We start from the raw sequence: 13128 nt of genomic DNA on the forward strand, positions 1-13128 counted from the left end.
AGGCCAGGAACCTGGTTATTTGAACTTTTCACGCATCGCATCGATGCCGGGGATAGTCTTGGTCAGATGCTGATGCGCCGGATCGAAACGCTGGATCAGCCCGCGGCGGTGCTTGCCAACAAGGATGGTGAAGATATAGCCGCGATGACCGGGCGAGGTGACGGTCGGGTGGTAGCCGCGGTCGACCAGGACAGTATCGCCGTTGCGGGTCATGAGGATCTTGACCGGACCGTCGTCATCATAAGTGATCTGACTGCCGAAGCCGGTCTCGGGCTGGAAGCGGTAATGATAGAGCTCCTCGTGCAGGGTCTCGGCATCGCCGTCTTCGGTATCGTGCTTGTGGGGAGGATAGCCGGACCAGCAACCCTCGCCGGCATAGAGTTCGCTCACCAGGAGGTTGCCGCAGCGGCCGTTTTGCCGTTGCCCGAGCAGGTGGACGATCCGCCGCTGGCTATGAGTGTCGGGCGAGCCGACATTGACCGCGTCGACCTCCTCAGGCGTGACACGGAACGGGGCATAGCGCGTCTCGCATAGGCCGCCGGCGATGGCGACTTCCGCCGGGCCGCCACGGGCCGATATCCGGACATTGGCGTCGACGGGCGCGTAAACCGAGTCCGCATCGCCTCCCCAGATATCGGCTCGCCGGCCCACAGCTTCGAAGGTGATGTCATCCACCTCGATATCCACCTGCCCCGACAGCACGACGTAGAGGCTTTCGTGCAAGGGCAGCCGCCGCGTGTCCCGGCCGTCTGCCGGAAGCGTGACGAGGTCGAAATAGATGAGATCGAGCGTCCTGGAGGAGGTATCCACAATGGGACGCTGCTCGGAGCGTGGAATGAATTCGGGCATCAATTGAACTCCGCTACGGTACGGTCGGCAGAAGGGTTGAGGGTCAGGGTTTCGGCGTGATGGCAGGCCACCGCATGTCCATCGGCGGTAACGGTGCGCAGCGCCGGCAGCTCCTGCCTGCAAAGCTCGGTGGCGTAGCGGCAGCGCGGATGAAAGGCGCAGCCGGGGGGCGCATGCGCAGGGTCGGCGACCTCGCCCGCCAGCCGGATGCGCCGGCCGTGGCGGCGCAGCCTCGGATCGGCGATCGGCACCGCCGAGAGCAGCGCTTCGGTATAGGGGTGGCGCGGACGCGAAAAGATCTGCTCCGTCGGCGCCTTTTCGACGACCCGGCCGACATACATGACGGCGATATTGTCGGAGATGTGCCGGACGACCGAGAGGTCGTGAGCAACGAAGAGATAGGTCAGGCCGAACTGTTCCTGCAGGTCCTGCAGCAGGTTGATGGTTTGCGCCTGGACGCTGACGTCCAGCGCCGAGACGGCTTCGTCGGCGATCACCAGCCGCGGATTGGACGCCAGCGCCCGGGCAATGCCGATGCGCTGGCGTTCGCCGCCGGAGAAGGCATGCGGATAACGACGCATATATTCGGGCCGCAGGCCGACGCTCTGCATCAGTTCGGCGACCCGGTGCTCGAGCTCCCGGCCCTTGGCGATGCCGTTGACGCTAAGCACCTCGCCGATGATGTCGATGACGGGAAGGCGCGGATTGAGCGAGGATTGCGGATCCTGAAAGACGATGCGCAGGTCGCGGTGGATTTCCTTGAGGGCGGGTCCGGACAGGGCCGCGAGATCCACCGTGCCGCCGCTGCGGTCGCGATAGCGGATTTCTCCGCTGGTCGGCTGGTAGATGCGCAGCACGGTGCGGGCAAGCGTCGACTTGCCGCAGCCGGATTCCCCAACGATGCCGAGCGTCTCGCCGTCCTCGACGCGAAGCGAGACGCCGTCGACCGCCTTGACATGCCCGACCACCCGCCGGAACGCGCCCTTGCGAATGGGGAAATGCATCCTGAGATCGTTCAGTTCGAGCAGCGGGCTTGGTTGCGTCATGGGATCGGCCATCATTGTCTTCCCTCGTAAAGCAGGCAGCTGGCGACGTGCCCCTTGCCGATGAGGACAGCTTGCGGATCCTCGCGGTCACAGAGGCCCGCCCTCGCCTCTCGGCATCGGGGATGAAAGCTGCAGCCTTCGGGCCTGTGGAAACGCGAGGGCACCATGCCTTCGATGGTCGCCAGCCGTTCGCTCGGCTGTCCGTGCAGGCGCGGCACCGATTGCAGCAGGGCCTTGGTGTAGGGATGAACAGGTGCGTGAAAGATCGTGTCGACGTCGCCCGCCTCCACCACCCGGCCGACATACATGACGACGACCTCGTCGGCGATCTCGGCCACCACACCGAGATCGTGGGTGACGAAGAGCACCGAGAGCCCGAATTCGGCTTGCAGCGAGGCGAGCAAATCGAGGATATTGGCCTGAGTGGTCACATCGAGCGCCGTGGTCGGCTCGTCGGCGATCAGGAGCTTCGGGCGGCAGGCGAGCGCCAGCGCAATACAGACGCGTTGGCGCATGCCGCCGGAAAACTGGAAGGCATAGCTTTCCATGCGCTCGGCTGGCCTCGGAATGCCGACCAGCGCCAGCGTCTCGATCGCATGTTGGCGTGCTTCCTTCTTTCCCATCTTGAGGTGCAGGCGGATGACCTCCACCATCTGGTTGCCGATCGTATGGACGGGCGACAGGGCGGCCATCGGCTCCTGACTGATCAGGCCGATCTGGGCGCCACGGATCGCCCGCATGTCGCGGCCGCGCGGATCGAGCGAGGCGAGATCGATGGCGGGAGCTGCCGGATCGGGCCGATAGCGGATTGCGCCCGAGACGATCCGCCCGCCCCGCGGAACCTGGTTGAGGATCGAGCGGCCGGTGATGCTCTTGCCTGAACCGGACTCGCCGACGACGCAGACCGTCTTGCCGCGCGGGATGGAAAAAGAAACTCCGTCGACCGCCCGCACCGTGCCCGCACCGCCGAAGAAATGCGTCCTGAGGTCGTCGACCTCGATCAGCGCGTCGCGATCGGCGCGCCCGCCGCCGGCGGCGAAATGGGAATTAGTATTCATAGGGATCTGCAGCATCGCGTAATCCATCACCGAGGAAATTGAGGGCGAGCACGGTAACGATCACCGCAAGACCGGGAAGAAACAGCCAGGGCGCGCTCGAAACCGCGAGAATGTTCTGCCCTTCCTGAAGCAGCACGCCCCAGCTCACGACAGGCGGACGCAGGCCGATGCCGAGGAAGGAAAGCGCGGTTTCGGCAAGAATCATCGTCGGGATGGCAAGCGTCACCGAGGCGATGATGTGGCTCATGAAGGACGGCACCATATGCCGCCAGATGATCCGCATACGCGAGCAGCCATCGAGATGGGCGGCGATGACGAAATCTTCCGTCTTCAGCGACAGGAAGCGTCCGCGCACCACCCGCGCCAGGTCCGTCCAGCCGATCAGCGACAGGATGACGGTGATCCAGAGATAGACCAGGATCGGATCGGCGCTGATCGGAACGGCGGCCGCAAGGCCCATCCACAGCGGAATGGTCGGGATCGAGTTAAGAAGCTCGATGCAACGCTGGATGACGTCGTCCACCCAGCCGCCATAGAGCCCGGAGATGCCGCCGAGGATAATGCCGAGGGTGAGGCTGATCGTGACCCCGATCAGCCCGACGGACATAGACACGCGGGTGCCGTGCACCGTCCGGCTGAAGACGTCGCGGCCCAGCCGGTCGGCGCCGAACAGGTAGAACGGTTTGCCCGCCTCGACCGGGCCGATCAGGTGGCGGTTGAGATCGAACAGCCCCCAGAGCCGGTAAGGTTCACCTTTGACGAAGAAGCCGACGGGAATGACGACGGCCGGATCGGGCACATAATTGCGGCTGAGCGCGATCGGGTCGATCTTCATCGAATAACCGTTGACGTAGAGCGGATGAAATCCCCCCGCTGCGTCGTAGCCGGCAAATCTCAGCTGCTGGGGCGGCGCATAGGTGTAACGGGAATCGTAGGTCTGCGACGAAACCGGGGCGAGAACCTCGGCAAAGAGAGCGACCAGGTAGATCAGCACGATGACGACGCCTGCCGCCAGCGCCAGCCGGTGGCGGCAGAAACGCCACCAGATGAGCTTCCACTGTCCTGCCGCGGCGGCGGTATTTCTGGTGGGTTCTGGCGATAGCGCGATGGCTTGATCGGTCATATCTATCGTCCTTCAGCCGTTGCGGATGCGGGGATCGAGCCAGGCGAGCAGCAGGTCCGAGATCAGCGTGCCGATCAACGTCAGCATGCTCATCAGCAGGATGAAGGTGCCCGCGAGATACATGTCCTGGGCAAACAGCGCGTTGAGCAGAAGCGGTCCGGTGATCGGCAGGCTGAGGACGATGGAAACCACCACCGAACCCGAGACGAGGTGCGGCAACACCCAGCCGACAGTCGAGACGAAGGGGTTGAGCGCGACGCGCACCGGATATTTCAGCAGCAGCCGGATTTCGCTCAGGCCCCGGGCGCGCGCCATGTCGACATAGGGCTTGTTGAGCTCGTCCAGCAGGTTGGCGCGCATGATGCGGATCAGCGCCGCCGTAGCACCCGTGCCGAGCACGACGACCGGGATCCACATATGCGAGACGAGATCGCCGAGCTTGGCCCAGCTCCAGGCGGCATTGATATAGTTGGGCGAAAACAGCCCACCGACGCTCTGGCCGAAATACTGCGCCGAGACGAACATCAGCACCAGCGCCAGCAGGAAGTTCGGAATGGCAAGGCCGAGGAAGCCGAAGAAGGTGGCGAAATAATCTCCCACCGAATATTGCCGCACCGCCGAATAGATACCGATCGGAAAGGCAACCACCCAGACGAAGAGCAGCGTGGTGACCGAGACCACCATCGTCAGGCCCATGCGCGCCCAGATCAATTCGCTGACCGGCTTGTTCCAGTCGAGGGACTGGCCGAAATCGCCGCGTAGCAGGATGCCGCTGATCCATTTCCAGTATTGCACCGCCCAGGGCTGATCGAGGCCATACCGTTCGCGCAGGCCGGCGATGGCGCTAGGATCGATGGTTTCGTTCTGCGAGGCGAGACGCGCGGTCATCGCGGTCAGGAAATCGCCCGGCGGAAGCTGGATGATGATGAAGGTCACGACTGAAATCGCGAACATCATCGGGATCATGTAAAGCAAACGTCTGATGATGAAGCCGGCCATGTTCAAGCTCCTTCGACCGGCGATCGCCGGTCGGTCTGGGGGATGGGGCGGGGCTGCTGTCGGAATGGCGCCCGCGGACGCCATTCCGACCGATCATGTGTCTATTGCTGGTAGTAGAAGGTCTCCGGCTTTGCCGGTCCCGGCGTCATGTAGAAGGACGTGCTGGGGATGACCTTGGGGACGTTGCGCATATTGGTCTTGACGATGCCGACGCGATCCGGCTCAAGGTTGGTGCCGATCACGTAGAATTCGTCACGGGTGATCGCCAGCAGCTCCTTCATCGCTTCGAGCTGCTTTTCGAGCGTCGGGGCTTCCTGCACCTGGCGGTAGAGATCCATCTGCTTCTTGGCGGCCGGGCTCGGTTCCTGAGCGTTCGGATCCTTGGGATTCTGATAATAAAGGCCCCAGGCGGTGGCGAAGCTCGATTCATATTCGTGCGGGAAATACCATTTGGGATCGAGCAGGCCGAGGAAGTCGTAGCCCCCGCCGCCAACCCAGGCGAGACCGTCATTGTCATTGTTCTGCAGGCGGGAGAAGATCAGCGAACGCTCGGCCGGGCGGGGCTGCATGTCGATACCGACCGCCCGCCAGTAGCGCTGGATCATTTCGAGCGCGTCGACCTGGATCGGGCTTCCGGTCAGCGCATCGATCGCAAAGGTGATCCGCTTGCCATCCTGGCCGAGGCGATAGCCATCGCCGTCTTTTTTGCTCAGGCCGGCCTTGTCGAGATACTGGTTGGCGAGGTCGACATTATATTCCAGATATTGCGTCGCCATTTTCTCGTCGTAGAGCGCGGTGCCTTCGCGGGGTGCCGCCTGATAGGGCTTGGCCTGTCCGGCATAGATCAGCTGGTTGAGCTCCTCGCGGTTGATGGCGTAGCTGAGGCCGATGCGGAAATCCTTGTTGGAGAAGACGGCGCGCAAGGCCGGATTCTTGTGCGTTTCGTTCAGGGTGATCAAAAGGGCGTTCGACCATGCCGGCCGGGCGATGAACAGGCCGTAACCGGCCTTCTCCTGGTTCTGCACGATCACCGTGCGGGCGTCCGTCGTCTCGATGAAGCGGTTCTGCATGTCGATTTCGCCGCTGATCGCCTTCAGGATGATCGCCTGGGTGTCCTGCATCACATCGATGGTGATGCGATCGAAATAGGGCAGCTGGTTTCCCGCCGTATCCACCTTGGCATAATAGGGATTGCGCTCGGCGACGACCTGGGTGGTGCCGTTATAGGGCGCAGTCAGCACCCAGGCATCGAGCGTCGGCCGGCCGAGATCGCGCCAGCGGCCGGGAAAGCCGATCTTGTTGTTGAAGAGCTGGACCCAGTCGGTCGCACCCGCCGCCTTCACCAGGGCGTCGACGCCGTCCGGATTGAAATCCTTGTGGAATTGCTTGAGGTAATGCGCCGGTGCGGCCGCCAGAATATCGGAGCCGCGCACGGTCGCCATATTCATCAGGAACAGGCCGTTCGGCGCGGCAAACTTGAAGACGACCTTGTCGTCGGCAAGCTTTTCGACCTTGACGGTCTGACCACCCGCGGTCAGCCAGTCGGGGGCGGCAGGCGTGATCTTGGTGTTGCGCAGCACATTCTCATTCCACCACACCAGATCGTCGGCGGTGAAGGGCTCGCCGTCCGACCAGCGCGTACCTTGCCGCAGGGCGAAGGTATATTCGGTGGCATTGTCGTTGACCTCTACACTCCTGGCGATGTCGGGGATCACCTCGGTCCATTCCGGGTTCCAGCGGACCAGTCTCGTATAGCCGATCGAACGCTCGATCTCGCTGTCGCCGCCGCCGAAGGTGGCCGTGCGCCAGGTGCCGCCATAGGCGCCGACCGATTCAAGCGGGGTGAGCACCAGCGGCTCCTTGGGCAGCCGCTTTTCCACGGGCGGCAGCTTGCCGGCGTCAACCAGCGCCTTCAATTCCGGCGACTCCTGAAAGCCGAAAGCGGCGCCGGCCCAACCGGTACCCATGAGGATCGCCGCGGCAACTGTGGAAACAACCTGCCGCCGTAGAATTCTGACGTGTTGCATTCTCTCCTCCCAATATTCCACTTAGGTTATCGTTAACGTATTCTCCTCAATTCAGAACGTTAACGTTATCGTTCCTTTTTTGTCAAAAAGATTCGCGCTGGCGGAATCCTGACCCGCAAATGCTTGGCTTTCTCCTGATTTATGTTAGTTATCGTTACCGTAAATTCCCGCCACCTCAGAGACAGAATCTTGAGCAGCCCCAAAGAACCCGATTCCAAAATAACCATCGCCGATGTCGCCCACGCCGCAGGCGTGTCGCCGATGACGGTATCGCGTGTGCTCAACGGGCGGGGCGGCGCCAGCGCCGAAACCAGTCAACGCATCCTCTCAGCGGCGAACGAACTCAATTACCGCCCCAACCCTTTTGCGCGCGGATTGCGCTCCGACCGGTCGAAGACCATCGGCCTTCTTGTTCCCGACATCACCAACCCGTTCTTTCCCGAAGTCATCCGGGGCGCCGAGGATGCGGCGAGTGCGGCCGGCTACAACCTGCTTCTGTCCAATGTCGTCGAGAACAGCAAACGCGAGGAGGAACTCATCGAAGCGCTGCTCAGGCATCGGGTCGACGGGATCATCGTCTGCAGCGCGCGGCTGCCCGATGCAGCACTTCACAAGGCGCTGGCGCCCCACCGCGCCGTCGTGCTCATCAACCGCGAGGCTCCGAACGAAATCGCCGGGACGATCGTCACCGACTACGAGACCGGCGCGTCGCGGGCGATCGACCATCTGGTCGAGCGCGGACGCCGCAAAATCGCGATCGTCGCGGGACCGCGCAGTTCCTTCGGCGGCAAGAGCCGCCTCGTCGGCTTTCGCAAGACGCTGACGGCCCATGGGCTGAAGGCGCATGGCATCGTCTACTGCGATCCGACGGCGGCGGGCGGACAGACCGCGGCCGCGCAATTGCTGGCGGAAACACCCGATATCGATGCTCTCATCTGCTACAACGACCTCAATGCGATCGGCGCCATGAAGACCTGCCGGGCAGCCCACATTTCCATCCCCGGGCAGATCGCCCTGATCGGTTTCGACGACATCCCGACCGCCGAACTGCTGTCTCCGGCGCTCACCACGCTGCGGGTGCAGAAGCGGGAAATGGGAGAGGAAGCCGTGCGCCTGCTGCTCAGCCGCATCGCCACCAAGAACCGTCAGCACGGCATCGTCATCGTGCCCGAACTCATCATCCGCGAAACGACCTGATCGACGATCAACAGGAGGAACATCCCATGGATGGCGACAATCTGCAGTCACTGGCCTTGCCCGAGAAGAAGAAGGGCTGGTTCGTCCACGAGCGGTTCGGCATGTTCGTGCATTGGGGGCTCTATGCCCTGCCGGCGCGCCATGAATGGGTCAAGAGCCGCGAAGAACTGAACGATACCGACTACCAGAAATATTTCGATCATTTCGACCCCGATCTCTACGACCCGCGCGAATGGGCAAGACGCGCCAAGTCCGCCGGCATGAAATATGTGGTGCTGACCACCAAGCACCATGAAGGCTTCTGCCTCTGGGACACCAAGGCCACCGACTTCAAGGTGACCAACACGCCTTATGGCAAGGATCTGCTGCGCCCCTTCGTCGACGCCTTCCGCGCCGAGGGCCTGAGGATCGGCTTCTACTATTCGCTGATCGACTGGCATCATCCCGACTTCACAGTCGATCCGCGCCACCCGCAGCGCAATCATCCCGATGCGTCGAAAATCAACGAAGGCCGGGATATGCTCCGTTATGCCGCCTTCATGCGCGAACAGGTGCGCGAGTTGCTCACCGAGTTCGGGCAGATCGACATCATGTGGTTCGATTTCAGCTATCCGCAGTGGAAGCTCGGGGAGCTCGTCGGCAAGGGCCATCGGGACTGGGAAAGCGAGAAGCTCGTGCGCATGGTACGCGAGCTTGCCCCCGACATCATCATCAACAACCGGCTCGACCTTGCCGGTCTGCAGCCAGACATCGTCACGCCGGAACAATATATGCCGCGCGCCTGGCCGAAACGCGACGGCAGGCGCGTCGTCTGGGAAGCCTGCCAGACGCTCAGCGGTTCCTGGGGCTATCACCGCGACGAGGATACCTGGAAAAGCACGGAGCAGCTGGTGCAGATGCTGGTCGGCACCGTCGCCATAGGCGGCAATCTGCTGATGAATGTCGGGCCGACGGCACGCGGCACGCTGGACCACCGCGCAATATCAGCCCTTGCCGCCTATGAGGAGTGGATGGCGCTGCACGAGCGCAGCATCGTCGGCTGCACCCAGTCCGATTTCAACGCTCCGCCCGACTGCCGCCTGACCCAGAACGGCGATCGCCTCTATATCCACCTCTTCAACTGGCCCTATAAGCATCTGCATTTCGATGCGCTGGCCGGGAAGATCGAATATGCGCAATTCCTGCACGATGCCAGCGAAGTCACCTGGCTGCGCCCCTCCGCCAATACCTTGTGGACGAACACCCAGTTCCCCGTCGCCGACGACGAACTGACATTCGTCCTGCCGGTGCGCCGCCCCGGCGTCGTCGTCCCGGTCATCGAGGTCAAGCTCAAGGCGGGGAGTGCGACTAGTATTTAGGGCACGGGCACTTTAGGCGCGCCCCGCTGAGTTATCATGCTGGCCCTTGAGCCGATAGCATCATTTCTCAAACTTGTGCCGGGGCGTGCCAACGGCAGGAATATCCGAACGGCATTTGAAGAGCTAACTCAGGGCCCCTCGTAAAGTCTTCCGTAAACTTCCTCGCCGTAGTGAGAACCTGTTTCGCCTGGATCACGAGTGCGTAGATAGATGGCGCGGTATTCCCTGTCCCAGTCGGTCCGCGATATCATCGCGTCTTCAATACCTCGTGCCGCCATCGACGGCACTGCACCTTGCAGAACAAAAGATAAATAATAGTTCAAATACTTTTTCCTGCACACGTAGGCCTTAATATCCGTCACCATAAATACAGCCAAATCAGGATTTTTTGTATAAATATATTTATATATAGCCGGAAGAACCTGGGAATAATTCAGGTTTGTGTAATCATCAAAAACAGCAATGCCGCCTGAAGACAGGAGCTCATTGCACATTTTAACTTCTTCAAATGTAGTTCTATAAGCATGACTAGAATCTACGTGAATAAATCGGCAATTGTTCCGGAGTTGCTTATATTCCGAGTAACGCGAGCGAAACTCCTCCGACCTGCAGAGAATAAATTCCATACTGGCATTTATTGCCCGTATTTTTTCCACCTCCAGGTATTCGGCAACATCAACCAGAACAAACTTTTCTGATGGCCTGACCCGTGGCGCTATGATTGCGGCGGAGCGACCTTTGTAGGTCCCGAATTCAACAACGTTCCCAGAGATTTCGGGATTCGATGCCTGAAGTGACAGCAAACTATCCATCGCCGCCATTGAAAACGGGGAGAGCATCCCATCGATCTGATCTGCAACAATCCGCGAGGATCGGAAGTGCTCCGCATCGGACTGAACAGCCGTTCCATCCCACGCAACCAGATTCTTACGGCTGGGGCTTCTACGGCTTCTGATTGCCTCAATTAGGGGCTTTGGCAGCACCGTTTTGGCCGCCTTTATCATGCGCTGCTTCGTAGACACCCCGATGCTCCCAATCTTCAATGATAACGTGTACGGAAATTCCGACTTAACTCAGATTAGCGAGAGAGGCAAAAGGGTTTACGAACGAGGTGGCGCTTTTCGCTGCGAGCCCTCAAAAGAGCGCCGCAGGTCTCTTGCACCATTGCGAGCAAGCCTAGGATCGGCGTGAACTGACGCCCGAGCGGCTAAGACATAGCGTCCGCTCAAGAGAACGGCTCGGTTGGTCCCTCCCTCGGCGGTCATGTAGATATGGTCCTCCAGCCGAATCCCGAATTTTTTCCGGAAAGACGATCATCGGCTCGTTGGAAAAACACATGCCGGCAGCAAGTGGCATGTCGTTGCCGCGAACGATGTAGGGCTCCTCGTGGATCTCGAGCCCGAGCCCATGACCGGCGCGGTGCGGCAACCCCGGCAGGCGGCAGTCGGGGCCGAGGGAATGTTTGGCAAGTACCTTGCGGGCGGCATCGTCGAGGCTGGAGCAGGCGGCGCCGATCCGGGCGGCGTGGAAGACGGCCTGTTGTGCCTCGCGTTCGATCCACCAGGCGCGTTCAAAGGCACTGTTGCCAGCCTCCAGCATGTAGGTCCGGGTGATATCGGAATGATAACCGTCGATCCGGCAGCCGGTGTCGACGAGGATGACGTCGTCGCGGCCGAGGACCTGATCGCCGTCGGAGCCATGCGGCAGCGCGGTCGCGGCGCCAAACGACACGATGCAGAATGTCGAGCCGGCATCGGGGCCGGCCTGGCGATGCCGGCGATCGATGAAATCGACTACTTCGGATGATTTGATGCCCGGTTTCAACAGCGCGCGTACCTGCCTATGGACGTCGAGCGTCAGGTTCATCGCATAGTGAATGAGCGCGATCTCGGCGGCCGATTTTATCCGACGCAGGTCGCGGATCAGCCGTCCGCCATCGACAAGCCTTTCGGCGCCCATTGCTGCTGCCAGAGCGTGAAAGAAGAAAAGCTGTAACCCATCGTCGAGGGCGAGCCTGCCACTTTGGCCGACAAGGCGCGCGATGAGAGCAGCGCTGCTCCTCCTCTTCCCAGACCAGGATTTCCCCCCGCAGATGCGGCAGGGTTTCGACACGGCTGCGCTCGAAACCCGGAACGATGTAGGAAACCGCCGTCGGCGTAACGAGGGCGCCGAGAAACCTTTCGCTCGGATGCCACACGAGCCCGGTGAAATAATGCAGGCTTTCGGTCGGTCCGAGAAGCATGCCAGCCAATCCGTGAGCTTCGATCACTTGCCGAAGCCTGCTGAGGCGGCTCTGCCGCTCCTCATCGGTTATGCGGGGTACGGAGTGCTGCCACGACATTTTGTTTTCCTGCTCTTGCTGCGCGGCTGAAGGGGCCGGCGAGTACGGACAGCCTCTGCCGGTCTTACTATCAGCGCTATTTCGTATCGGACCCGATCAGGCTGCCGCGGCTGACGAGCGACGGTATCTGGAGAATATGCTCGGAGGCGGTGCGGCCTTCTATTCTGGAAATGAGGGCCCGGGTGGCGACCTGGCCGAGTTCCCTGCCCGACTGATCGATGCTGGCGAGATTGACAAGGCCGAGGGCTGCGGTCGATGAGTTGTCGTATCCGATGACGGCGAGGTCGTCGGGCACGCGCACGCCCATCTCCATCGCCAGGCTGAGAAGGGTGATGGCGTCGAGGTCGCTCCAGCAGAACACGGCGCGCGGCCTGTCTTGCCGCGACAGGAATTTTCGCATCGTCTCTTCCCGCTTTGGCGAGGCCATGGGAATTTTGCCGATCGGTGCGGAGGCGCCGAACCCGCAGCGTTGCATCGCCCGGCGGTAGCCGATCTCACGCTGACGGACGACGGAGACCGCGTGCCCCTCGCGCTCGCCGAGGCTCAGCATTTCAATGCCGCGATAGCCGCAGGCAAGAAGCGCTTCCACCGCGATTTCCGCCCCGCGCTGATCGTCGGCATTGACGGTATCGAAGGCCGTGGCGCTGGCATCGTGGTAACCGACCGCGACGATCGGTATCTGGACCGCGAACTTGGCGAGGATCTCCGAGGGCAAGCGTGGCGCAACGAGGACGAGGCCGTCCATCTTGTAGTCGATCATCGACTCGATCAACGACGTCTCCAATTGCACGCGCGCATTGCTGACGCCGATCATCGCCTGATAGTGAGAGGGCGCCAGCACCCCGTTCACACCGGCGATCACGTCAGGAAGGAAGGGATTGCGGATGTCGATCAAGAGCACACCGATGGTGAAACTGCGGCCGCGCAAGCCCCGCGCCGCCCGCGAAGGGCGATATCCGAGCGCTTCGATGGCATCCGTCACCTTGGCGCGCAACGCCTCGCTGACGCCGTAGGCGTTTCGCATCACCTTGGAAACTGCTGCGACCGAGACGCCTGCATGGGTTGCCACTGTCCGGATCGTCACGCGATCGTTTCGTTGCGGCTTTTGTTTGTCTTCGACTGACATGGAC

10 protein-coding genes and 1 pseudogene are annotated in these 13128 nt (G+C 61.5%); 2 read left to right on the top strand and 9 right to left on the bottom strand.

The window, feature by feature from the left end; all coding sequences use genetic code 11:
- Window positions 1-15 precede the first annotated feature (15 nt).
- The 6 genes from GR197_RS03655 to GR197_RS03680 form a co-directional block, all read right to left on the bottom strand.
- Window positions 16-849 (bottom strand): 5-deoxy-glucuronate isomerase, encoded by an 834-nt coding sequence (locus tag GR197_RS03655; protein WP_164006669.1) that lies wholly within the window; start codon window positions 847-849, stop codon window positions 16-18.
- Entirely contained in the window at window positions 849-1907 is a 1059-nt protein-coding gene (locus GR197_RS03660; RefSeq protein ID WP_204330033.1) for an ABC transporter ATP-binding protein, read from the bottom strand. Before GR197_RS03660 ends, GR197_RS03655 begins: the two co-directional genes overlap by 1 nt.
- A complete protein-coding gene (locus GR197_RS03665; RefSeq protein ID WP_164006673.1) occupies window positions 1907-2953 on the bottom strand; it encodes an ABC transporter ATP-binding protein in 1047 nt (348 codons plus the stop codon). Before GR197_RS03665 ends, GR197_RS03660 begins: the two co-directional genes overlap by 1 nt.
- On the bottom strand, window positions 2943-4076 hold the full coding sequence (locus GR197_RS03670) for an ABC transporter permease (RefSeq protein WP_164006675.1): 1134 nt from the start codon (window positions 4074-4076) through the stop codon (window positions 2943-2945). The genes GR197_RS03665 and GR197_RS03670 overlap by 11 nt, the downstream gene beginning before the upstream one ends.
- A gap of 12 nt (window positions 4077-4088) precedes the next feature.
- A complete protein-coding gene (locus tag GR197_RS03675; RefSeq protein WP_164006677.1) occupies window positions 4089-5075 on the bottom strand; it encodes an ABC transporter permease in 987 nt (328 codons plus the stop codon).
- A gap of 101 nt (window positions 5076-5176) precedes the next feature.
- Window positions 5177-7102, bottom strand: coding sequence for an ABC transporter substrate-binding protein (locus tag GR197_RS03680; protein WP_164006679.1), 1926 nt, complete (start codon window positions 7100-7102; stop codon window positions 5177-5179).
- Window positions 7103-7291: 189 nt separating this feature from the next.
- On the opposite strand from GR197_RS03680, the gene GR197_RS03685 reads away from it, so the two are divergent.
- Together GR197_RS03685 and GR197_RS03690 are read left to right on the top strand one after the other, a co-directional pair.
- Complete coding sequence (locus tag GR197_RS03685; protein ID WP_164006681.1) at window positions 7292-8299, top strand: LacI family DNA-binding transcriptional regulator; 1008 nt, start codon at window positions 7292-7294, stop codon at window positions 8297-8299.
- A 26-nt stretch (window positions 8300-8325) separates the two neighbouring features.
- Entirely contained in the window at window positions 8326-9657 is a 1332-nt protein-coding gene (locus GR197_RS03690; protein WP_164006683.1) for an alpha-L-fucosidase, read from the top strand.
- A gap of 128 nt (window positions 9658-9785) precedes the next feature.
- Here the strand turns inward: GR197_RS03690 and GR197_RS03695 are convergent, their stop codons facing one another.
- The 3 genes and pseudogenes from GR197_RS03695 to GR197_RS03705 all read right to left on the bottom strand — a co-directional run bounded on the left by GR197_RS03695 (window position 9786) and on the right by GR197_RS03705 (window position 13124).
- A complete protein-coding gene (locus GR197_RS03695; protein WP_164006685.1) occupies window positions 9786-10679 on the bottom strand; it encodes a class I SAM-dependent methyltransferase in 894 nt (297 codons plus the stop codon).
- A 203-nt stretch (window positions 10680-10882) separates the two neighbouring features.
- Window positions 10883-11998 (bottom strand): annotated as a pseudogene (locus GR197_RS03700) (M24 family metallopeptidase).
- 76 nt (window positions 11999-12074) lie between these two features.
- The gene (locus GR197_RS03705) at window positions 12075-13124 is read right to left on the bottom strand and encodes a LacI family DNA-binding transcriptional regulator (RefSeq protein ID WP_164006688.1); all 1050 of its coding nucleotides are present in this window, start codon (window positions 13122-13124) and stop codon (window positions 12075-12077) included.
- Window positions 13125-13128: the final 4 nt, after the last annotated feature.

Source organism: Rhizobium phaseoli, assembly GCF_010668805.1.
GTDB classification, from domain to species: Bacteria; Pseudomonadota; Alphaproteobacteria; order Rhizobiales; family Rhizobiaceae; genus Rhizobium; species Rhizobium phaseoli_A.

What these genes read in the sequence shown, in the direction of transcription:
- GR197_RS03655 (WP_164006669.1), bottom strand. Translation starts at nt 849, where the DNA reads ATGCCCGAATTCATTCCACGCTCCGAGCAGCGTCCCATTGTGGATACC.
- GR197_RS03660 (WP_204330033.1), bottom strand. Translation starts at nt 1,907, where the DNA reads ATGGCCGATCCCATGACGCAACCAAGCCCGCTGCTCGAACTGAACGAT.
- GR197_RS03665 (WP_164006673.1), bottom strand. Translation starts at nt 2,953, where the DNA reads ATGAATACTAATTCCCATTTCGCCGCCGGCGGCGGGCGCGCCGATCGC.
- GR197_RS03670 (WP_164006675.1), bottom strand. Translation starts at nt 4,076, where the DNA reads ATGACCGATCAAGCCATCGCGCTATCGCCAGAACCCACCAGAAATACC.
- GR197_RS03675 (WP_164006677.1), bottom strand. Translation starts at nt 5,075, where the DNA reads ATGGCCGGCTTCATCATCAGACGTTTGCTTTACATGATCCCGATGATG.
- GR197_RS03680 (WP_164006679.1), bottom strand. Translation starts at nt 7,102, where the DNA reads ATGCAACACGTCAGAATTCTACGGCGGCAGGTTGTTTCCACAGTTGCC.
- GR197_RS03690 (WP_164006683.1), top strand. Translation starts at nt 8,326, where the DNA reads ATGGATGGCGACAATCTGCAGTCACTGGCCTTGCCCGAGAAGAAGAAG.
- GR197_RS03705 (WP_164006688.1), bottom strand. Translation starts at nt 13,124, where the DNA reads ATGTCAGTCGAAGACAAACAAAAGCCGCAACGAAACGATCGCGTGACG.